Source organism: Curtobacterium sp. PhB25 (genome assembly GCF_004365375.1).
In the GTDB taxonomy this organism is placed as follows: domain Bacteria; phylum Actinomycetota; class Actinomycetes; order Actinomycetales; family Microbacteriaceae; genus Curtobacterium.
Genome location: NZ_SODR01000003.1, coordinates 283517 through 304423 on the forward strand (window position 1 = coordinate 283517; position 20907 = coordinate 304423).

Genomic DNA, 20907 nt, shown 5'->3' on the forward strand with positions numbered 1-20907 from the left:
ACGGGGGTGGCGACGCTCGGCCGGAGGGGGGTCGGTCGAGCGTCGCCGGTCTGGGGTCACGGGACGTCCCGGGACGGCTGGGGGAGCCGGCCCGGAGCGGGATCAGGCCGTGAACGTCCAGGTCATGGGGACCGAGGCTGCGAGGCCCTGGTAGGTGTTGCCCGCCGAGGAGTCGAGGGTCACCGCGAAGTTGAACGGCGTCGAGGCGCCGGCGGCCGGAGCTGCGGGCATCGTGAAGGCCGACGCTGCGGCGCCCTTGAAGCTGGCGAGCGTGCCGCTGAAGACCGTGGTCGAGCCCGAGGTGATGACGAGGTTCATCTTGGCGCAGAGGTCGGTCGCGGTCCCGTTCGAGGAGCCGTTGTTCGACTGGGTGCACGTGCTGCCCGGCGTCAGGGTGAAGGTGCTCGCGGCAGCGGTGCCGGTGTTCTTGATCGAGATCGCCGTGTTGACCGTGTTGCCCGGCGTCATCGTCGTGCTGCCGCCGAACTTGTTGATCGTCGAGCAGGTCGCGGAGTTCGTCGAGACCGAGCCGCCGTCGGTGCTGAGGCAGGTGACGGTCGCGCCGGCGTTCTGCTCCTGCATGATCAGCGTGCCACTGGCGGCGGTGTTGCTGCTGTTCGTGATGCTCGCCGCGAACCCGGACAGGGTGCCGGTGAGCGAGAGGGAGAGGAGCACGGCGGCGAAGATGCCGGCGAGGAGCGCCACGGGGGCGAAACGGATCCGCTTCAGCGCGGAGGTGCGGAGCTTGGTGGACACGGTGTACCTCATCGGTTCGGTGGTTCGCAGTGGTTGGGGGAAGCAAGTCACTCGGGCGGATTTGCTTCAATCATTAAGATAGTCACCGGTTGACCAAGTTGGCCACTCGCACACCTACCCCAGTGCGGGGGACGCTCCCGTCCCCCGGGTTCCCGACATGGAAGGATTCCCCCCGTGACCCCCGCCGCACCCGATGACGACGCCGCCGACCTGATGGCCGCGTTCACCGCTGTCGTGCGCGCGAACGCGAGCCTGGTGAACCAGCTCAGTGCCCGAGCCGGGGTGCACGAGAACGCCCTGCGAGCACTCGTGCTCATCAGCGACACCGGGTACTCCACGCCGACGGAGGTCGCTGGCTACCTCGGCCTGACCTCGGGCGCGGTGACGAACATGATCGACCGGATGAGCACCGCCGGACTCCTCGAGCGCGCGCCGAACCCGAACGACCGTCGTGGGTCGTTGCTGCGGCTGCTGCCGAGTGGCGACGACGTCGTCGCGGACTACCGGCAGCGCTACGCCGCCATGCTCCGGGCGGTCGACGGCGCGCACGGCGGCGAGCTGCACGAGGTGCTCAACGACCTGGCGACGAGTTTGTACCAGCAGGCCGCGGCAACGGGGGAGTAGGGGCTCGTCAGACCGGCTGGAGCGCCTGCTGCTCGCCGGCGGGGAGCTCGACACGGATGCGGTCACCCGTCCGGACGACACCGCCGGTCACGACGACGCTCATCACGCCGCCCTTCCGCACCACCGCACCGTCCTCGTCCCGCCCGAGCACCTCACGCAACAGACCCGGTTCGAACCCGTTGATCTGCTGGCACGGGTTCCGCAGGCCCGTCACCCGGACGCACGCCTCGTCGCCGAGGTGCAGCACGGTGCCGGTCGGCAGGCCGAGCAGGTCGACGCCGCGGGTCGTGACGTTCTCGCCCATCTGGCCCGGCTCGAGGTGGTACCCGGCGTCGGCGACCTCGTCGAACACCTCGGCGTGGAGCAGGTGGACCTGCCGCAGGTTCGGCTGGGAGGGGTCACGTGCCACGCGGGAACGATGTTGGACGGTCGTCCCGGCGTGGGCGTCGCCCTCGATGCCCCAGCCCTCGACCAGGGTCACCTCGTCGACGACGGGCTTGCTGAACCGATGGACGTCGTCCCGGCTCACGGCGATCACACGCGGATGGTCGTCACGGTTGTCGGTCATGGTGCGATTCTGGCGCAGGTCGGGGTCCGGCGCAGCACAGATCTGGTCACGCGCTCACGCGCTCACGCGCTCACGCGCTCAGCTTCGCGAACGCGGATCGGTGCCAGACCAGCGGGCTGTGCGAGAAGTCCGACATCAGACCGTTCACCCGGAGGACCACGATGTAGTGGTCACCCGCCGGGTAGGTGTGCTCGACCGAGCACTCCAGCCAGATCGGGGCTCCTTCGAGGAACACCGCGCCGGTGTCGGAGACCATCGTCTCGATGCCGACGAACCGGACGGACTTGTCGCGCGACGCGAGCTGCCGCGTGACGGGTTCGTGGCGCTCCCCGAGGACCGAGACGCCGATCGTCCGTGCGCCCGCGAGCGCGGGCCAGGTGGTCGAGGTGTGCTGCACGGCGAACATCACCAGCGGCGGGTCCTGGGAGACACCCACCGTGAACGAGGACGCGACGAGGACGGTCGGCTCGTCGTCGACGACGGCGGACAGCGCGGCGACGCCGCACGGGAAGCCGGAGAACGCCTGGCGGAGCAGGGCCGGATCGGCGGTGGACGGTGCGGTGAACATCGGGACTCCTTCGAGGGTGGGCGGGCAGAGGGTCAGGCAGCGTCCGCGTGTGCGGTGAGTCCGGACCGGTCGAGGGCGGTGGTCACGGCGCGGACGAACTCGTCCGTCGCGAGGGCCGGGAACTGACCGGTCGAGGGCATCGCCACGACGTCGGTGCCCGGGACCACACCGAACGTGATCGGGTCGTCCGAGGTGAACTGCGCGGTCGGCGGCTCGAGGACGGTGAGGTGCACGCCGGCCGCCACGAGCGCGTGCATGTCCTCCCACGTCTGCCGGTGCCCGCGGAACACCGCGGGGTAGACCGAGGCGTACCGATCGGCGTTCGCGATCGTGTCCGCGACGGCTTCGTAGAGCACCCGTGGGTTGTCGCTGCCGTACAGGCCGACGTTCTTCGCGTAGAGCTTCGTCAGCGTCGACCCGTCCGCCGGGAACGCGATCGGTGGCGCCCAGTCGTTGGCCCAGTGCTCGAACGCTGCGTCGTCCGGCTCCTCCTGCGCGTAGAGCACGGCGCCGGGGACCCGGTCCGCCCCGGCCGCGACCGCCATCGCGGTGACGAGTGCCGACCCGGTCTTCATCCCGACCGGCAGGAACCGTCCGACCCCGAGCCCGTCGAGGGCCTGCAGCAGCACGGTCGCGTAGTCACCCAGGGGTCGGTCTGCCGGTGCGTCGTCGGACTGTCCGAACCCCGGGGTGTCGAAGGCGAGCACGGCGACGCCGTCCGGGAACGCCTCGAGGACGGGGTCGTAGACCGCCGAGGTGCGAGGTGACTCGTGGTACATCGCGATGACGCGCTCGGCGTCCCCCGGGGTCGGTCCGCCGGCGCGGAAGTGCACCTGGCCCCAGTCGGTGTCGACGTAACCGCGCATGATGGTTCCTCTCGTCGGGCCGATGCCCGGTCAGAACGCCCGCAGGTTGTCCCGCAGGTGCTCGTGGTCGTACTCGGTGCGGGTCAGCCCGCGAGCCTGGAGCTCCGGGACGAGCCCGTCGCACACCTCGGCGATGAACCGCCGGGTGACACCGTTCGTCCCGATCAGGAAGCCGTCCCCACCGGACACGTCCGCGAACGCCTCGAGCTGGTCCGCGACCTGCTCGACGGACCCGACAAGCGCCGGACCGGCGCCACCGGCCTCCTTCGCGACCGCCTGCCGCAGCGTCAGCGTGGCGTTGCGGTCCCGGTAGAGCGCGAAGTTCTGGGTACCGTTCGTCGCCAGGTCGAGTTCGCCGAGCGGGGTGTCGAGCGGCACGGTCGAGAAGTCGATGTCGGTGGACTTCGACATCGTTGCGAGCGGGATGTCGATGTTGTCCATCGCGAGCTGGACGCGGTCGTCGGCACGTTGCCGCGCCTCCGCCTCGCTGGACCCGACGATCGGCCAGACCCCGAACAGCACCTTGACGTCGTCCGGGTCGCGCCCGACCGCCGCGGCGGCGTCACGGACGCGGTTCCGGTAGTCGCGCGCCTTCTCGGGGGACGAGTGGATGGCGACGATGGTGTCCGCGTACTGCGCTGCGAACGCGATGCCGCGCGGCGAACCACCGGCCTGCGAGATCACCGGGCGGCCCTGTGGCGAGGGCCCGGAGTTCAGCGGCCCCCGGGTCGAGAAGTGGCTTCCCCGGTGGTCGGCGTACCGGACCTTCGTGTGGTCGGCGAAGGTCGCCGTGCGACGATCCGCCACCACCGCCCCGGGCTCCCACGTGTCGAACAGCGCGGTCATCGAGCGGACGAAGTCCTCGGCCACGTCGTACCGGGAGTCGTGCTCGTCCATCCCGTCGTGGCCGTAGTTCTGCAGCGCACGGTCGCTCGTGCCGGTCACCACGTTGACGCCGAACCGGCCCTTCGACAACTGGTCGAGCGTGCCCGCCATCCGCGCGAGCAGGTAGGGGTGGTACGCGAAGGTCCCGGCCGTCGCGATGATCCCGAGCCGTTCGGTCGCCTGCGCGAGCAGTGTCGCGACGATCATCGGGTCTTGCCGCGGCGCCTGCATGGCGTACTTCAGGTAGACCTCCATCGAGTCGCCGTAGCGGTCGCCGACGAAGGTGTTGTCCTCGATGAGCACGTAGTCGAACTTCGCGCGCTCCATGGCCCGGGCCAGGTCGACGAAGATCTGCGCGTCCTGCCAGTCGTCGCCGATCGAACCGGAGAACGGCTGTGCCCAAGCGGGTACCGAGGTCCCGTTGCAGAACCACCCGAGGTGGAATGGTGAGGCGGTCATGAGTGCTCCAGTCCCGACGCTCAGAACGCGGCGAGGTTCGCTTTGAACGTGGACTCGGGGTAGTCGCTGCGGATGAGCCCGCGCTTGCGGAGCTCCGGCGCCAGACCCGATGCGATCTCGTCGATGTACCGGCGCGAGTGCGTCCGCACCGGTTCGCCGCGGATCAGGAACCCGTCACCGCCGACGGCCTCCATGACCTCGTCCATCTGCTCCGCGACCGACGCCGGTGTGCCGACGAGCTCGACGGCCTCGGTCTGCTGCCCCATCAGCGCCTCGCGGATGGTCTTGCCCTGCGTGCGCTTCCGGAACTGCTCGAGCCCGGACTGGTGCCCGTTCGTCGAGACGTCGTCGGGCAGCGGGGCGTCCAGGTCGAACTGCTTGAAGTCGACCTCGGTGGTGATCGACATGATGCCGAGGATGGTCTCGATCTGGTCCTGGGTCAGCTCGTTCCGGCGGCGCGCGATCTCCTCGGCGTCGGCCAGCGTCTCGCCGAGGACGGGCTGGATGATGTACATGACCTTGACGTCGTCGGCGTCCCGCCCGTGACCGACGGCACGCGAACGGATGTCGTCGCGGTACTCGCGCATCTGGTCGACGCCCTTGGGCGCCGAGAGCAGCACGTTGGCGTGCCGCGAGGCGAAGTCACGCCCCTTCGGCGAACCACCGGCCTGGCAGATGACGGGGTGGCCCTGCGGCCCGGCCGGCAGGTTGAGCGGTCCGCGGACCTTGAAGTACTTGCCGTCGTGGTGGATGGGGTGCACCTTCGTGTGGTCGGCGAGGTACCCGGACTCGCGGTCGGCGACGATCGCGCCCGGTTCCCAGGAGTCCCAGAGGTCCTTCACCACGGTGATGAACTCGTCCGCCATCACGTAGCGCTCGTCGTGTGGCAGCAGGTGGTCGAGGCCGTAGTTCTTGCCGGCGAGGTCCTCGGAACTCGTCACGACGTTCCAGCCGACGCGCCCCTTGGTCAGGTGGTCCATCGTCGCCATCACCCGTGCGACGAGGAACGGCGGGTAGAACGAGGTCGACATCGTGGCGATGAAGCCCATGTGCTGGGTGACCTGCGCCAGCATCGGCAGCAGCGGCACCGGGTCACCCTTGGGGGAGTGCAGCCCGTGCTTCAGGTCGTTCTCGGTGCTGCCGCCGTAGGTGTCACTGACGAGCGTGGAGTCCTCGAACATCATGAAGTCGAAGCCGGCGCGCTCGAGCGAGCGGGCCATGTCCATGTAGTACTCGCCGTTGAGCCAGGTGAGCGGGGTGTCGGCCGCCCAAGGGGACTTCCACGCGGGCGTCTTGAACGGGGTGAACCACGCGAGGTGGAAGGGTTCGGCTGCCATTCGTGCTCCAGAGGGGGACTGAGGTGGTGGTGCGACCAGTCGATCAGTGCGCGATTTCGCCGCGGCTGCGCCACCGTGAGGATTCGATTACGCGTGCACCCGATCGCTCGGACCACCCGCTGATCGGGGGTTTCAGGCGGACGTGGAGATTTCCGCCTGCGGTTCGGGCGTGCCGGTGGTCCGGTCCGCCACCGCGCCCGCCAATACGCCGGAGCGGTGGCCGGCGAGCACGGCGTCGGCGGACGGCACCGGGATCCGGTAGGCCGACGTGATGGTCGTGTAGAGCGCGCCGCCGAGGCGGCCGACGGGGCGGTAGCGCTCGATGTCGATGCGCCCACGGTCGTCGAGGACCCCGTCGTCGGTGTGCACACCGACCACCTCGGCGAAGACGAGCGTCGCGCCGGGCATCTCCTTCTCCTCGGTCGCACGACACTCCAGGGCGACCTTGGCACCCGCCAGGCGTGGCGGCGTGACGACGGTGCTCGGGGTGGTGTCGAGTCCGAGCAGGGCCGCTTCGTCGACGTCGGCGTCGAACAGCGCGGCCGTGTCCGTCTGGTCGGCCTCGAAGCCCTCCGTGACCAGGTTGACAACGAAGTCGCCGGTGTGCCGGATGTTGTCGAGCGTGTCCTTGCTGCCGGTGAAGGACACCATGAGCATCGGTGGGTCCATCGTGACGAGCTGGAAGTAGCTGTACGGGGCCAGGTTGTACCCGCCGGCGAGCGAGACCGAACCGATCCAGGCGATCGGCCGCGGCACGACCGCGTTCTTGATCATCCAGATGAAGTCGACGTGTTCGGACGAGGTGTCGAGGTACATGCGGTGGCCTCCTGGCGCGCGTTCGTGGGTCGAGATCTGACGGGAGGCTCGGTGCAGGTCCGGTGGGTCGGCGCGCCTCCCGGGGCAGCCGGTCGCAGGGCCCGGCTCAGGCCGCGCGGTCGTCGTCCAGCACGCGGGCTCCGGGGATCGCCCGGAGGAGCGTCCGGGTGTACTCGTGCTGCGGGGCACCGAAGATCTGGTCGGGGGTGCCGGACTCGACGATCTGCCCGTGGTCCATGACGTGCACGCGGTGCGACACCATCCGGACGACGGCGAGGTCGTGGCTGATGAACAGGTACGCCAGACCGAGTTCCTGCTGCAGCTCGACGAGGAGCTCGAGGATCTGCTCCTGCACCACGACGTCGAGCGCGGAGACGGCCTCGTCGAGGACGACCAGGTCGGTCTGGAGTGCGAGGGCGCGGGCGATGGCGACGCGCTGGAGCTGCCCGCCGGACATCTCGTTCGGCAGCTTGTCCGCGGTCGCCGCCGGCAGAGCGACCCGGTCGAGCAGGTCGAGGGCGCGGGCCTTCCGCGTTGCGGCGTCGCCGATGTCGTGCAGCACCATCGGTTCCTCGATGCTCCGACGGACGGTCCAGCGGGCGTCGAGCGAGCCGTACGGGTTCTGGAACACCGGCTGCACGCGACTGCGGAACCGCATCAGGTCGCCGCCGCGCAGCCCGGAGAGCTCGGCGCCGTCGAAGGTGATCGAGCCGCTCGTCTGGTGCTCGAGCGCGAGGACCATCTTCGCCGTCGTGGACTTGCCGGACCCCGAGCCGCCCACGACCGCGACCGTCTCACCGCGTGCGATGTCGAAGGTCGAGCCGGTCACTGCGACGAAGGGGTCCTGCCGCCGCCAGCCGCTCGAGCGGATCGGGTACTCCTTGCGGACGTCGGTGAGCCGGACGAGCGGTTCGGCCGCCGCCACCGCGAGGTCGGGGCCGGTCGGACGGTGAACCGTCGTCGCAGGGCCGTCCCCGACGAGGCGGACGGATCCGAAGTCCGGGGCGGCCGCGAGGAGCCGCTGCGTGTACTCGTGCTGCGGACGCGCCAGGATCCCGGCGGCGCGGCCCTGCTCGACGACGTCCCCGCGGTACATGACGAGGATCGTGTCGGCACGTTCGGCGGCGAGCGGCAGGTCGTGGGTGATCAGGAGCACGGCGGTGCCGAGTTCACTGGTCAGCCGGTCGAGCTCGTCGAGGATGGTCCGCTGCACGGTGACGTCGAGGGCACTCGTCGGCTCGTCGGCGATGAGGAGCTTGGGACGACAGGCGAGCCCCATCGCGATGAGCACCCGCTGCCGCATGCCGCCGGAGAGCTCGTGGGGGTACTGGCGTGCACGGCGCTCCGGCTCGGGGATCCCGACCATCTCGAGCAGCTCGACGACACGGGTCCGTGCCGCCGCGCCCTTGGCGATGCCGTGCACCTCGAGTGCCTCGCGGATCTGCGTGCCGACACGGTGGATCGGGTCGAGGTTCGACATCGGGTCCTGTGGCACCAGGCCGACGCCCTTGCCCCGGATACCGACCATCGTGCGCTCGGGGGCATCGTGGATCGACACCCCGTCGAAGGTGATGCTGCCGTCCGAGATCCGGCCGTTCTCGGCGAGCAGGCGGTTCACGCTGGCCGCCGTCGTCGACTTGCCGGAGCCGGACTCGCCGACGATCGCCAGGGTCTCCCCGGCGGCGAGGTCGAACGACACCCGGCGGATCGCCTCGAACTCACCGGACGGGGTCGTGAACGTCACGGCCAGGTCGCGGACGGACAGGAGCGGCTGCTGCGTCATGGGGGCTGCCTTCGGGACAGGAGCGGAGCGTGCGAGGAGAGGGGCGCGGGCCGGCCGTTGCGGCCGGCCCGCGCTGGGGTGGTGACTAGACCGCGACGGTGGGGAGCGGGGTCTCCACACGCGGCTGGGGCGTGCCTGCGAAGGACGGTGTGCCGCCCCACGAGGTCTCGACGTCGGCGAGCTCGACGACCTCGCCGAACGACCAGCCCATGCCGAACAGGGCGAAGTGGTTGCGCTCCGGCGTGAACTCGGCGACCGCGTCCCGCACGACGTACGTGGCGTAGTCACGCTGTCCCGCGTCGCGGACGGTGGTCTCGACGCAGATGTTCGTCGTCACACCGCAGACCACGAGGTTGCGGACACCCATGCCGGTCAGGACGGGTTCGAGCCGGGTGCCGTAGAACGCACTCGGGCGGGACTTGTCGATCACGACCTCGTCGGGTCGGGCTCCGAGCTCGGGGATGAGCTCGATCTCGTCGGTGCCGTACCCGAGCGAGTTCGCGGCGATCCGGTCGGTTGCCTTCGCACCCTTCGTGACACCGAAGTCGACCATGCCAGGGCTGTAGACGTAGCGGGTGAAGATCACCGGCACGCCGGCAGCACGTGCGGCGTCGACGAGGGCGACGGTGCCGGGGATCGCGTGCCGCAGCGGGGTGACGTCGATGCCGGCGCGGCCGAGCGAGTCGTCGTTGTCGAAGAACGCGCGCTGCATGTCGACGACGATGACGGCGGTGTTCTCGGTGGGGATGGTGGTGGTCATCGTGCGACTCCTAGTTGAAGAGGATCATGCCGTTGGGACGGGGCGTCCAGTCGAGCCCCTTGGTGACGCCGTACGTGTAGGTGTCGGCGATGAGCGGTGCGTAGTACGTGTTCTCGTCGACGATCGCCGAGACCTGCCCGAGGTCGGCGTTCCGGGCGTCCTCGTCGGGTTCTGCGAGCTCCTTCTCGAGCAGCGCGTCGATCTCTGCGTTCTTCGCGTAGCCCTGGCCGCCGGACTTGGTGAGCATGGTCAGGGGAAGGTCGGCGTCGAGCACCGACGGGGCGAACGCGTAGATGTACAGACCGGAGAACTTGTTCGAGAACCAGTTCGACGAGAACGTCGAGAACTCCTGGCCGTCGAGCTCCACCGTGATGCCGACCGCTTCGAGGTACTGCTGGATCGACTGTGCGAGCTGCTGGATCTGCGGCAGGGTCGTCGTCGGGTAGCTCAGCGTGATGGCGGACCCGTCGTACCCGGAGGCCTCGACGAGCTGCTTCGCCTTCGCGACGTCCTGCTCCGTCGGCTCGATGGAGTCGTCGTAGCCCTGGGTCACCGAGGCGACGAGCTGGCTGGCCGGCTCGGTGGTCCCGGCCATCAGCTTCTCGGAGATCGCGTCGCGGTCGACAGCCAGGCTGACGGCCTTGCGGAAGTCGGCGTCGTCGAGCCACTTCGCGGTCGCGTTGAAGCCGGTGTAGATGACCCGGTTCGACTTCGTGTCGACGACGTCGATCGCGTCGGACGACTCCGCGGTGTCGACGCTGGCCGGTCCGAGCAGCGCGATGTCCAGGTCGCCGGACTGCACCGAGTTCGCGCGGGTGGTCTCGTCCGGCACGAACTGGAAGACGACGTTCTCGTAGGTGCCCTGCTTGCCCCAGTAGTCCGGGTTCCGCTTCAGGGTGATGGAGTCGCCGCGGGTCCACTTCACCACCTCGTAGGGACCGGAGCCGACCGGCTTCTGCCCGAACGCCTTCGCACCCTCGGCGTAGATCGCCTCCGGCAGGATCGACACGAGTGTGACCTGGCGGTCGAACGGCGCGTACGCGGTGTTGAGGTGGAACACGACGGTGGTGTCGTCGGTCGCTTCGAGGGAGTCGATCGCGGTCATGTAGCCGCCGAGGTTCGACTCGGGGTCCTTCATCGCCGTCTCGTAGGTGTACACGACGTCGTCGGCGGTGACGGGGGAGCCGTCGGAGAACTCGGCGTCGTCACGGAGCGTGAACGTCCACGTCGTCAGGGCGTCGTCGTGGGTCCACTCGGTCGCCAGGCCCGGCTCGACGCTGCCGTCCGCCCCGATGGTCGTCAGCTGGTCGAAGACGTTCTCGAAGACGTTGAGCGACTGCAGGTTCGTGTCGAACACCGGGTCGAGGGTCGACGGTTCGGCGGTCAGGGCGGCGGTGACGGTGTCCTTGGTGGTCGAGCCGCTGCCGGTGTCGGCGGACGAGAAGCCCGAGCAGCCGGTGAGCACGAGTGCTGCGGTGCCGGTGAGGCCGACCGCAGCGAGGAGTCGGTGGATCCGGGGTGATGCCATGAGGGGGTGGTCCCTTCCGGGTCAGGGGTGCGGGGGTGGGACGAGCGGTCAGCGACGCGAACGGCGCGCGGACAGGCCCTGCGAGACGAACTGGACCCCACCGATGACCATCAGGATCATCAGGGCGGGCAGGACGACGAGCGCTGGGTTGGTCTGCAGGTAGTTCTGGCCGTCGGCGATGAGTCCGCCGAGGCTGGGGGTCGGCGGCTGGATGCCGAGGCCGAGGAAGGACAGGGACGACTCGATCGTGATCACGGTGCCGACCTCGAACGCCGCGAGGATCGCGATCTGCGGGAGCACGTTCGGCAGCAGGTGGCGGCTGATGACCCACCATCCGGACCCGCCGGCCGCGGTCACGGCGGTGACGAACTCGCGTTCCCGCAGCGACACCGCGATGGAGCGCGAGACGCGGCCGTAGCCGACCCAGTTCGTCAGGCCGAGCATCACCACCAGCAGGGTGGTGCTCGAACCGAGCGCGGCGACCAGCACGATGAGGAGCAGGACGACCGGGATCGACAGCTGCACGTCGGCAACGCCCATCAGGAACGCGTCGAGACGACCGCGGCGCCACCCGGCGACGAGCCCGATCGCCAGCCCGAGGACCATCGAGATGAGCACGGCGCCGAAGGCCACGACGAGCGACGTCCGGGTCGCCACGGACAGCCGGCTGAGCAGGTCACGGCCCAGTGCGTCCGTCCCCATCAGGTGGGCACCACTCGTGAAGGGCGTCTGCTGCGCACTCGCGAGGTCCTGCGTGTACGGGTTGAAGCCGGGCAGGAACGGCACCACCACCACGACGAGTGCGACGATCACGAGCATGACGGTCGCGACGACGAGCGAGGGCGCCGCGCCGACGAGTCCCGCGGTGAGGGACCTTGCCTGGGTGCGGGAACGGAGCCGGTTCGTTGCCTGGGTCATGAGAGCCTCACTCGCGGGTCGAGCACCGCGTAGAGCATGTCGACGATGAAGTTGATGCCGACGAAGAGCACGGCGATCAGCACGACGCCGGCCTGCACGATCGGGTAGTCGCGCTCCGTCACGCCCTGCACGATCAGCCGGCCGAGGCCCGGCCAGTTGAAGACCATCTCGAGCACGACCGTGCCGCCCATCAGCACCCCGAGGTTGATGCCGGCGATCGTGATGACGGGCAGCAGGGCGTTCGGAAGCATGTGCCGCGCGACGATCCGGCCTCGGGGGACGCCCTTCGCGCGGGCGGTCCGGACGTAGTCCAGGGTCCGTGACTCGTCGAACGAGGACGAGATCAGCCGCAGGTACAGCGCCACTTCGAACGTCGCCATCGTCGCGACGGGGAGCACGAAGCTCGCGTAGCTCGTGCGGCCGATCGCGGGGAGCAGCCCCAGGGAGACCGAGAACACGAGCACCAGCAGGATGCCGAACAGGTACGGCGGGATCGCCTGCCGGACCGTCGCGAGCCACATCAGCGTCGACCGGAGCCGCTTGCTGCCGGTCGTCTCGGCGACGACCGCCAGGGCCACCGCGAGCGCGAACCCGATGACGAACGAGGTCAGGGCGAGCTCGACGGTGTTCGGCAGCCGCTCGAGCACGAGGCCGAGTGCTGACTGACCCTGCCGGATCGAGTCGCCCAGGTCGCCCCGGAACGCACCCGCCATGAAGTCGACGTACTGCACGAGCAGCGGCCGGTCGAGCCCGAGGCTGTGCCGGGCGGCGTCCACGTCGGCCTGCGTCGCCTGGTCCGGCAGCATGAGCCGGACCGGGTCCCCGGTCAGCCGGGCGAGCACGAACGCGAACGTGAGCACCGCGAGGACCGTGACGACGATCCGCGCGACGCGGGAGCCGATGAACCGCACCATGTGACGGTCCTTCCTTGAGCGGGTACGAGGTGGTCACCTCGGTGTGCAGGTGACGCTACGGACCGATTGATTCCGCACCGTGACCTGTCGGTAACGGTTGATTGCGCGCCGTCGATCCGCATGGGCAAGCCGATCGAGGGCGTTTCCGCCGCTGTCGGCGGTCTTGGTTCGTACCGCGTTGCTCAGCGCGGAGGCGTCGGTGTCTTGAGCATCGCGGGAACGTCGTCGTGCTTCGCCCACAGCGCCACACGGTCGCCGCGGTAGTGGCCGTAGGCGAGCATGCCGACGCGACCGTCCGCACCGCGCACGAGCGTCTCGCGCACCAGGATCGCGGCACCGACCGCGACCTTCAGGACCTTGGCGGTGCGCTCGTCGCAGTTCACCGCCTCCACGGTCGCCTCGACGTGCGACAACGCGACCTGCCGCATCGCGTTGAGCCGGGCGTCCCGGTCGTCGTCGTCGACGAGCAGGTCCGGCGCGTCCATCGGGTAGTACCCGACGAGCACGCCGAGCGGTTCGCCACCGCGGGTGACGAGGTCCTCGCGCATGAGCACGTACTCATCGTCGATCTCCAGCCGGCTCCGGATGTGCTCGTCGGCCAGCACGGGCGCGCGCTCCAGCTCGGTCAGTTCGAGGGACACGGAGGGCCGGTCCGGGTCCTCCTCGGCGCGGGTCCATCCGCCGATCGGCAGGAGTTCCAGCAGCGGCAGCTCGGAGATCGAGGCCACGACGCTCGTCCCGATGCGCTGTCGTCGTTCGATGAGCCCCTCGGCACCGAGCATCGACAGCGCCGACCGGATGCTGCTCCGGCTCATCATCATCGACATGGTGAGGCTCTGCTCCTCGACCGGACGCCCGGCCGCGAGCACGCCGCGCCGGATGCTCGCCCGCAGGAGCACGTGGGCCCGTCGCGGGGAGGACTGCAGGAGTTCGCGGATCCGCTGGCCACTGCCGCTCCGGGCTCGGGCGATGGCCTCGGTGAGTTCGGTCTGCGTGTACACGTCGATCCTCCGGTCCGGAGCCGACAGTGCCAGCGGCCCCTCGGTGGAGGCGAGCTTATGGACGACGCGTGTCGTGCAACTACCCCGGAGCGTTACGTGTTGATTACGCCGTGCAGCCGGCCGAGCGCAGGGGTCAGTGTCCGAGCTCGACTAGGAACACCCCGGCGATGATCAGCGCGATGCCGCCCAGCATGAGCAACGTCAAGGGTTCGCGGAAGAGCACCCGGCCCAGGATCGCCGTCAGTGCGACACCGGTCGCGGCCCAGATCCCGTAGGCGACACCGATCGGCAGGCCGAGCGTCAGGGCCACGGCGAGCAGGCTGAAGGCGACGAGGTACCCCAGGACGACGGGCACGAAGAACAGCTTCTTGCCGTCGGTGGCGAGCTTGAGGCTGATCGTGGCACCGACCTCGGAGACGATCGCGACGGCGAGCAGGACCCAGGCCATCAGAACGCCTCGCGCTCTGGCGTCTGGCGCTTCCGTGCGGCGAGGGCTCGCTGCGAGCCGATCTCGACCAGCAGCACGCCGGCAGCGATCAGCACGATGCCGACGACCATGGTGAGCGTGAGTGCCTGCCCGAACAGCACGGCCGCGAGCACGGCGGTCAGGGCGACGCCGGAGGCTCCCCAGATGCCGTAGGCGACCCCGACCGCCATCCCCGCGCGGAGCACCAGGATCAGCATCGCGAACGCGGCGACGTAGCCCACGGCGACGAGCGCGTACCACCCGGGCTGGTCGACGGCAGCCTGCATCGAGAGCGCTCCAGTGACCTCGGCGACGATCGCAGTCCCGAGGAACAGCCACCTCATGCGCCGGTCCCGTCCGCCAGGGCCGCGATCGCCCGTGCCGCGACCCGGACGGTGGCCTGTGCGGCCCTGTCGTCCCGGTCGGCGAGCCACGTCGAGCTGATGCCGTCGGCCGTCGCGATGAGCAGCCGGACGACGTGCTCGACCGGCACTGCCCAGCGGATGCCGTCCTCCGCGGTCCACTCGTCGACCTGCTCGCGGACCGCATCGAGGTACGCGTGCTGCTCCCAGGCGGCGAGGTCCTGCAGGTCGGGGTCGCGTCGCGAGTAGGTGACCAGCTCGACGACGGCGAGTGCGGTCGCTGGGTCGTCGCGCGTCTGCGCGAGGTGGGCCGACAGGCCGGAGGCGATCCGGGCCTCCAGGTCGAGCCGCGTGACCGGCGGTGCGAACGCGACCGCCATGGCCGTGCGGAGCTGGCGTTCGAGCACGGCACGGAAGAGCGGCGCCTTCGATGCGAAGCAGTAGTGGAAGGCGCCGTGCGGCAGACCGGCGCGGGCGGTGACCGCGCGGGTGGTCACGGCGCTGATGCCGCCGTCGCGCAGGACGGCGATCGCGGCGTCGACGAGCTGCTCGCGCCGTTCCTCGACGCTGCGGTGCTCTTGCTGGAGGGTCATGGTCCGACCGTAACGCCGTACTTGGCCATGTGGCCAAGTCGGCGGTGAACTCTCAGCGTGGGATGGGTTCGCCCCAGCACCCCGGTCCACCACAGAACGACCCTCAGCCCACCGGCTGAGGGTCGTTCTGTGGTGCGACGCGCCTACTTGCGGAGCAAGAGGCTGGCCACGCCGAGGGCGGCGAGGGTGATCTTGTAGCTGCGAGGAGACATCAGACCGTCCTTGCTTGCACTAGCTGGCACTCTTGTCAGCTGGCGGGCGGCACCCGCCCTACTGCGGCATGTCCACGAACCGCGAGAACATCCCGTGGAACGCCACGGTGATGGTGTCCGTCGGCCCGTTACGGTGCTTCGCCACGATCAGGTCGGCCTCACCCTGGCGCGGGTTGTCCTTCTCGTACGCCGACTCGCGGTGCAGCAGGATGACCATGTCGGCGTCCTGCTCGATCGAGCCGGACTCACGCAGGTCGGAGATCGCCGGCTTCTTGTCGGCACGCTGCTCGGGACCACGGTTCAGCTGGGACAGCGCGATGACGGGGACCTGGAGCTCCTTCGCCATCAGCTTCAGGGCACGTGAGAACTCGGAGACCTCTTGCTGGCGGCTCTCGACCTTCTTGCCCGAGGTCATCAGCTGCAGGTAGTCGATGACGACGAGCTTGAGGTTGTGCTGCTGCTTGAGTCGACGGCACTTGGCGCGGATCTCGACCAGCGTCATGTTGGGGGAGTCGTCGATGAAGAACGGCGCGTCGTTGATGCGCCCGCGGGTCTGCGCGATGGTGGTCCAGTCGCGGGAGTCCACGGTGCCCTTGCGCATGTTCTGCAGCGGCACGCTGGTCTCGGCGGACAGCAGACGCATGGCGATCTCGGCGCGACCCATCTCGAGCGAGAAGAAGGCGGCGGTCTGGTCGTGCTTGATCGCCGCGGCGCGGCACAGGTCGAGCGCGAGCGTGGACTTACCGAGGGCGGGTCGTGCGGCGACGATGATGAGCTGGCCGGGGTGGAAGCCGTTCGTCAGGCCGTCGAGCTGCGCGAAACCGGTCGGCACGCCGGTCATCTGGCCGTCACGCCCCTTGGCGGCCTCGATCTCGTCGAGGGCGGCGGAGATGGCGTCGGTCAGGGGGACGTAGTCCTCGGTCTGCACGCCACCAGCGACGTTGTAGACCTCGGCCTGCGCGCTGTTGACGAGGTCGGTGACCTCGCCTTCGGAGGCGTAGCCCATCTGCACGATGCGGGTACCGGCGTCGACGAGGCGACGGAGCACGGCCTTCTCGGCGACGATCCCGGCGTAGTACCCCGCGTTGGCCGCGGTCGGCACCATGCTCGTCACGCTGTGCAGGTACTCGGCGCCGCCACCGCGGGAGAGCAGACCGGTCTTGGTCAGCTCGTCGGTGACCGCGATGACGTCGGTGGGCTCGCCGTGCGAGTAGAGCGACAGGATTGCGTCGAAGATGACCTCGTGCTTCGGGACGTAGAAGTCCACGCCACGAGCGGTCTCGATGACGTCGGCGACGGCGTCCTTCGACAGGAGCATGCCGCCGATGGTCGACTGTTCGGCCAACAGGTCGTGCGGCGGGGTGCGTTCCATGCCGCGCTCCGCGTACTCCTGCGGTGCGGGCTCAAGATGCGCGATCGACACACTTTCTCCTCTGTTGAACGACGCAGGGCTGGACACGGTGGTCCGACACCTGCAACGACTTTCTACCCCCAGCGACTGACATCCCCGAGTCGCTGGGCCAAGCTACGGCCGCAGAGTTATCCCCAACAAACGGCCCTGTGGATAACTCTGTGGAGGGATTGCGGAACACGCCGGAATGCTGTGTGGAGAACTGTGGACGAGCCTGTGGAAACATGGCCATGGGAACACACTTTCGACCACCTGACCGGGGGTTTTCATGTTCACACGGTGTGTGGAAAAGTGGGGTTCAAGTACGCCTTGAAGGTTCCGATTTGACACGTTTCTGCTGTGTAAAACGACTTGACAAGCACCCCTCCTGTGGGAAGTGTTCTCGGGCCGTTCCCAGCAAGCCGGGCCGTGCCTGAGAGGTAACCGGCCAGCCAAGCCGAACCCGCCCGTGCAAGCCGAGCCGGGCCTCCCGGCCGTTCTGGACGACCGTGCGTTGATGGTGAGCAGAAGATGTCGAGTGGGGGATCGGGACCCGACCTTTTCTGCTCACCAAGTGAACCCCGCACGCCCCGCGCCCCGCGCCCCGCCCCACACCCCACCAACGCAACGACGGGCGGGCCTCCCGGAGGAGACCCGCCCGTCGTGGAGCGGAACGTCAGTGCTACTTGGCAGCGACGACCTTGAGCGAGATCACGGCAGTGATGTCCTCGCGCAGACGCACGGTGGCCTCGTGGTCACCGACGGTCTTGATGGTCGCGGGGACCTCGACCTTGCGCTTGTCGAGCGAGCCGACGCCCTGCGCCTGGACGGCGTCAGCGACGTCGCCCGGACGGACGGAGCCGAACAGACGACCGTCCTTGCCGGCCTTGACCGCCAGGGAGATGGTCGCGTTCTCGAGCTTCATCTTGAGGTCCTGTGCCTCTTCGATGGTGGCGAGCTCACGCGCGGTGCGCGCGGCACGGATCGACTCGACCTGCTTCTCGCCGCCCTTGGACCACGCGACAGCGAAGCCCTGGGGGATGAGGTAGTTGCGGGCGTAGCCGTTCTTGACGTCGACGACGTCACCAGCGGAACCGAGGCCGGAGACCTCGTGGGTGAGGATGAGCTTCGACATGTGTCGACCTCCGATCAGCGGCCGGAGCCGGCGTAGGGGAGGAGCGCCATCTCACGGGCGTTCTTCACGGCACGGGCGATGAGGCGCTGCTCCTGGACGGAGACGCCGGTGATGCGACGGGCGCGGATCTTTCCACGCTCCGAGATGAACTTGCGAAGGGTCGCAACGTCCTTGTAGTCGATGACGCCGACCTTGATCGACTTCGCGGGAGCGGCGTTCTTGCCGCCCTTGCCGCGAGGCTTCCGGCGGTCGCCGGTGCTCTTTCCAGCCATAGTGATTTGTCCTTAGAAGAAAAGTTGTGTGTCCGTCGGAACCAGGAGGATCAGAACGGGGTCTCGTCGTCGAAGTTGCCGCCGGGGGTGCTCCACACGTCGTTCGACTGTGCGTTGCCGCCGCCCTGCTGGCCACCCTGCGGGGACCACGGCTCGTCCGACTGGCCGCCAGCGGAGGCGTTGCCGCCACCGTTGTTGTTCCAGCCGCCATTGCCGCCGCCCTGCTGACCGCCGCCGTTGCCTCCGCCGACCTGGCCACGACCGCCGCCGCCACCCGCTGCGCGGGTGATCTGTGCGGTCGCGTACCGGAGCGACGGGCCGATCTCGTCGACCTCGAGCTCGATGCTCGTGCGCTGCTGACCCTCACGGTCCTGGTAGGAACGCTGACGCAGACGACCCTGCGCGATGACGCGCGAGCCCTTCGTCAGCGACCCCGCCACGTGCTCGGCGAACTCCCGCCACACACTCGCCCGGAGGAACAGCGCGTCGCCGTCCTTCCACTCGTTCGCCTGACGGTCGAACGTGCGAGGCGTGGAGGCGATGGTGAAGTTCGCCACTGCGAGCCCGTTCTGCGTGTACCGCAGCTCGGGGTCCGCGGTGAGGTTGCCCACCACCGTGATGACGGTTTCGCCGGCCACGGGTTACTCGGCGCTCGCGGTCGCGGTTGCGGAGGCGTTGGCAGCCTTGCGGGCTGCGCGTGCCTCGTCGCGCTGCTTCTGGGCGGCGACCTGCGCGATGCCCTCTTCGGCGCGGAGGACCTTCGTGCGGAGCACGGCCTCGGAGAGACCGAGCTGACGGTCGAGCTCCTTGGCGGCCTCGGGCGAGGACGTGAAGTCGACGACGGCGTAGATGCCCTCGGACTTCTTGGCGATCTCGTAAGCGAGCCGGCGACGGCCCCAGACGTCCACGTTGTCGACGGTGCCACCGTCGTTGCGGATGACAGCGAGGAACTTGTCCAGGCTGGGAGCGACGGTGCGCTCATCGATCTCGGGGTCGAGGATCGCCATCAGTTCGTACTGGTGCATGCGGAACCCACCTCCTCTGGTCTCAGCGGCCCCGGGCAGTTCCCGGGGCAGGAGGGTTGATGCATGTGCCACGGCACGCAGACACGCGCCGGGCAACCTGCACAGACTACCCGACGGCCTGGAGGCGCGCCACCGGTCTGTGGAGAACCGTCGCGTCCGTCAGGCGGTCGCGTCCCGAGCGGCCCACCAGTCGCGCAGGCGCGCCTCGGCAGCGTCGGCGCCGAGCGGCCCGTCGTCCATCCGCGCCTCGAGCAGGAAGCGGTAGGCCTCGCCCACGGCACGCCCCGGCGGGATGTCGAGGATCCGCATGATGTCGTCGCCGGTCAGGTCGGGCCGGATCGAGTCCAGCTCCTCTTGGTCGGCCAGGACGCGGATCCGCTCCTCGAGGTCGTCGTACGCGAACGCCAGGCGATCGGCCTTGCGACGGTTCCGCGTGGTGACGTCCGAGCGGGTGAGCTCGTGCAGCCGTTCGAGCTGCGGGCCGGCGTCGCGGACGTAGCGCCGGACGGCCGAGTCGGTCCAGGCACCGTCGGTGTACCCGAAGAACCGCAGGTGCAGCTCGATCAGGCGGGACACCGCGGCGATGGTGTCGTTGTCGAAGCGCAGGGCCCGGAGCCGCTTCTTCGCGAGCTTCGAGCCGACCAGGTCGTGGTGGTGGAAGCTGACGGCGCCGCCCGGCTCGAGCTTGCGGGTGGCGGGCTTGCCGATGTCGTGCAGCAGCGCCGCGAGCCGCAGCACGGTGTCCGGGGGGTCGCCCGCGTGCCGCTCGGCCTCGTAGCCGATCGCCTGTTCGAGCACGGTCAGGGAGTGCTCGTAGACGTCCTTGTGGTGGTGGTGCTCGTCGATCTCGAGCTGCATCTCGGGCAGCTCGGGCAGGAACCGCTGCGCCAGCCCGGTGTCCACGAGCAGGCGGATGCCCGGCACGGGGTCGCCCGTGCCGAGCAGCTTGACGAGTTCGTCGCGCACCCGCTCGGCGGACACGATGTCGATGGAGTCGACGAGGTCCTGCATGGCGGCACGGACGTCGTCGTCGACGGTGAACCCGAGCTGCGAGGTGAACCGCGCAGCCCGCATCATCCGGAGCGGGTCGTCGCGGAACGACACCACGGCGGCCTGCGGGGTGCGGAGTCGTGCGGCCAGCAGGTCCTCGACGCCGCCGTGCACGTCGACGAGCTCCCGAGCGGGCAGCCGGAGCGCCATCGCGTTGACGGTGAAGTCGCGGCGGAGCAGGTCGTCCTCGATGGTGTCGCCGAACGCGACCTCGGGCTTGCGGGTCTCGCCGTCGTACACGTCGCTGCGGTAGGTGGTGATCTCGACCTGTTCGCCGCGGACCAGAGCGGCGATCGTGCCGAACTGCCGCCCGACGTCCCACGTGGTGCTCGCGATCGGCTCCACGATCGCCAGGATCTCGTCCGGACGCGCACTCGTCGTGAAGTCGAGGTCGGTGACGGGACGACCGAGGAAGGCGTCCCGCACGGGTCCACCGACCAGGGCCAGCTCGTGTCCGGCGTCGGCGAAGGCCCGAGCGAGGAGGTCGACGGGCTCGGTGGTGGCGAGTGCGTCGAGTCGTTCGACGGCCTGGGCAACGGACTGCATGACGGTGCTCATCCTCCCAGATCGAGGCCCCGAGTTCTCCACAACCCCGCGCGCACGGGACCTGTTCATGGTC

At 69.2% G+C, this 20907-nt stretch carries 23 protein-coding genes; 1 reads left to right on the top strand and 22 read right to left on the bottom strand.

The genetic code is table 11. The features are described from left to right. Positions 1 to 102 precede the first annotated feature (102 nt). A complete protein-coding gene (locus EDF51_RS08240; RefSeq protein WP_123293393.1) occupies positions 103 to 756 on the bottom strand; it encodes a hypothetical protein in 654 nt (217 codons plus the stop codon). 174 nt (positions 757 to 930) lie between these two features. Between EDF51_RS08240 and EDF51_RS08245 the strand changes: the two genes are divergently transcribed. Continuing rightward, entirely contained in the window at positions 931 to 1380 is a 450-nt protein-coding gene (locus EDF51_RS08245) for a MarR family winged helix-turn-helix transcriptional regulator (RefSeq protein ID WP_207913211.1), read from the top strand. A gap of 7 nt (positions 1381 to 1387) precedes the next feature. Here EDF51_RS08245 and EDF51_RS08250 read toward each other — a convergent pair whose 3' ends face one another. The 21 genes from EDF51_RS08250 to EDF51_RS08350 all read right to left on the bottom strand — a co-directional run bounded on the left by EDF51_RS08250 (position 1388) and on the right by EDF51_RS08350 (position 20834). Next, positions 1388 to 1948, bottom strand: coding sequence for an MOSC domain-containing protein (locus tag EDF51_RS08250; protein ID WP_131877885.1), 561 nt, complete (start codon positions 1946 to 1948; stop codon positions 1388 to 1390). A gap of 70 nt (positions 1949 to 2018) precedes the next feature. Continuing rightward, positions 2019 to 2516 carry a flavin reductase family protein gene (locus tag EDF51_RS08255; RefSeq protein WP_131877887.1) on the bottom strand — a complete coding sequence of 166 codons (498 nt, stop codon included), beginning with the start codon at positions 2514 to 2516 and terminating at the stop codon, positions 2019 to 2021. A gap of 32 nt (positions 2517 to 2548) precedes the next feature. Beyond that, positions 2549 to 3382 (bottom strand): alpha/beta fold hydrolase, encoded by an 834-nt coding sequence (locus EDF51_RS08260; protein ID WP_133938115.1) that lies wholly within the window; start codon positions 3380 to 3382, stop codon positions 2549 to 2551. Positions 3383 to 3412: 30 nt separating this feature from the next. After that, on the bottom strand, positions 3413 to 4726 hold the full coding sequence (locus EDF51_RS08265; RefSeq protein WP_131877891.1) for an NtaA/DmoA family FMN-dependent monooxygenase: 1314 nt from the start codon (positions 4724 to 4726) through the stop codon (positions 3413 to 3415). Positions 4727 to 4746: 20 nt separating this feature from the next. Then, a complete protein-coding gene (locus EDF51_RS08270; protein ID WP_131877893.1) occupies positions 4747 to 6063 on the bottom strand; it encodes an NtaA/DmoA family FMN-dependent monooxygenase in 1317 nt (438 codons plus the stop codon). Between the two features lie 132 nt (positions 6064 to 6195). Further along, positions 6196 to 6879, bottom strand: a complete 684-nt coding sequence (locus EDF51_RS08275; protein WP_131877895.1) for a flavin reductase family protein — start codon at positions 6877 to 6879, stop codon at positions 6196 to 6198. Between the two features lie 106 nt (positions 6880 to 6985). Beyond that, positions 6986 to 8662, bottom strand: a complete 1677-nt coding sequence (locus EDF51_RS08280; protein ID WP_131877897.1) for an ABC transporter ATP-binding protein — start codon at positions 8660 to 8662, stop codon at positions 6986 to 6988. Positions 8663 to 8747: 85 nt separating this feature from the next. Beyond that, positions 8748 to 9422 carry an isochorismatase family cysteine hydrolase gene (locus tag EDF51_RS08285; RefSeq protein WP_131877899.1) on the bottom strand — a complete coding sequence of 225 codons (675 nt, stop codon included), beginning with the start codon at positions 9420 to 9422 and terminating at the stop codon, positions 8748 to 8750. 10 nt (positions 9423 to 9432) lie between these two features. After that, positions 9433 to 10950, bottom strand: coding sequence for an ABC transporter substrate-binding protein (locus EDF51_RS08290; RefSeq protein WP_131877901.1), 1518 nt, complete (start codon positions 10948 to 10950; stop codon positions 9433 to 9435). A 48-nt stretch (positions 10951 to 10998) separates the two neighbouring features. Further along, positions 10999 to 11868, bottom strand: coding sequence for an ABC transporter permease (locus EDF51_RS08295; RefSeq protein WP_131877903.1), 870 nt, complete (start codon positions 11866 to 11868; stop codon positions 10999 to 11001). Continuing rightward, the gene (locus EDF51_RS08300; protein ID WP_131877905.1) at positions 11865 to 12782 is read right to left on the bottom strand and encodes an ABC transporter permease; all 918 of its coding nucleotides are present in this window, start codon (positions 12780 to 12782) and stop codon (positions 11865 to 11867) included. Before EDF51_RS08300 ends, EDF51_RS08295 begins: the two co-directional genes overlap by 4 nt. A 182-nt stretch (positions 12783 to 12964) precedes the next feature. Then, positions 12965 to 13783 (bottom strand): UTRA domain-containing protein, encoded by an 819-nt coding sequence (locus EDF51_RS08305; RefSeq protein ID WP_131877907.1) that lies wholly within the window; start codon positions 13781 to 13783, stop codon positions 12965 to 12967. A gap of 133 nt (positions 13784 to 13916) precedes the next feature. Beyond that, the gene (locus tag EDF51_RS08310; RefSeq protein ID WP_131845112.1) at positions 13917 to 14231 is read right to left on the bottom strand and encodes an SMR family transporter; all 315 of its coding nucleotides are present in this window, start codon (positions 14229 to 14231) and stop codon (positions 13917 to 13919) included. Next, complete coding sequence (locus tag EDF51_RS08315) at positions 14231 to 14593, bottom strand: SMR family transporter (protein WP_131877909.1); 363 nt, start codon at positions 14591 to 14593, stop codon at positions 14231 to 14233. The genes EDF51_RS08310 and EDF51_RS08315 overlap by 1 nt, the downstream gene beginning before the upstream one ends. Then, positions 14590 to 15204: a TetR/AcrR family transcriptional regulator gene (locus EDF51_RS08320; RefSeq protein WP_131877911.1), complete on the bottom strand. Its 615-nt coding sequence runs from the start codon at positions 15202 to 15204 to the stop codon at positions 14590 to 14592. The genes EDF51_RS08315 and EDF51_RS08320 overlap by 4 nt, the downstream gene beginning before the upstream one ends. A gap of 270 nt (positions 15205 to 15474) precedes the next feature. Beyond that, entirely contained in the window at positions 15475 to 16839 is a 1365-nt protein-coding gene (gene dnaB, locus EDF51_RS08325) for a replicative DNA helicase (RefSeq protein WP_111083664.1), read from the bottom strand. A gap of 649 nt (positions 16840 to 17488) precedes the next feature. Next, positions 17489 to 17941 (bottom strand): 50S ribosomal protein L9, encoded by a 453-nt coding sequence (rplI, locus tag EDF51_RS08330; RefSeq protein WP_111083665.1) that lies wholly within the window; start codon positions 17939 to 17941, stop codon positions 17489 to 17491. Positions 17942 to 17955: 14 nt separating this feature from the next. Then, entirely contained in the window at positions 17956 to 18213 is a 258-nt protein-coding gene (gene rpsR / locus EDF51_RS08335; RefSeq protein ID WP_017887834.1) for a 30S ribosomal protein S18, read from the bottom strand. Between the two features lie 50 nt (positions 18214 to 18263). Then, on the bottom strand, positions 18264 to 18851 hold the full coding sequence (locus tag EDF51_RS08340; RefSeq protein WP_123311310.1) for a single-stranded DNA-binding protein: 588 nt from the start codon (positions 18849 to 18851) through the stop codon (positions 18264 to 18266). 3 nt (positions 18852 to 18854) lie between these two features. After that, complete coding sequence (rpsF, locus tag EDF51_RS08345) at positions 18855 to 19238, bottom strand: 30S ribosomal protein S6 (RefSeq protein WP_111083667.1); 384 nt, start codon at positions 19236 to 19238, stop codon at positions 18855 to 18857. 159 nt (positions 19239 to 19397) lie between these two features. After that, positions 19398 to 20834: a CCA tRNA nucleotidyltransferase gene (locus tag EDF51_RS08350; RefSeq protein ID WP_123937113.1), complete on the bottom strand. Its 1437-nt coding sequence runs from the start codon at positions 20832 to 20834 to the stop codon at positions 19398 to 19400. Positions 20835 to 20907: the final 73 nt, after the last annotated feature.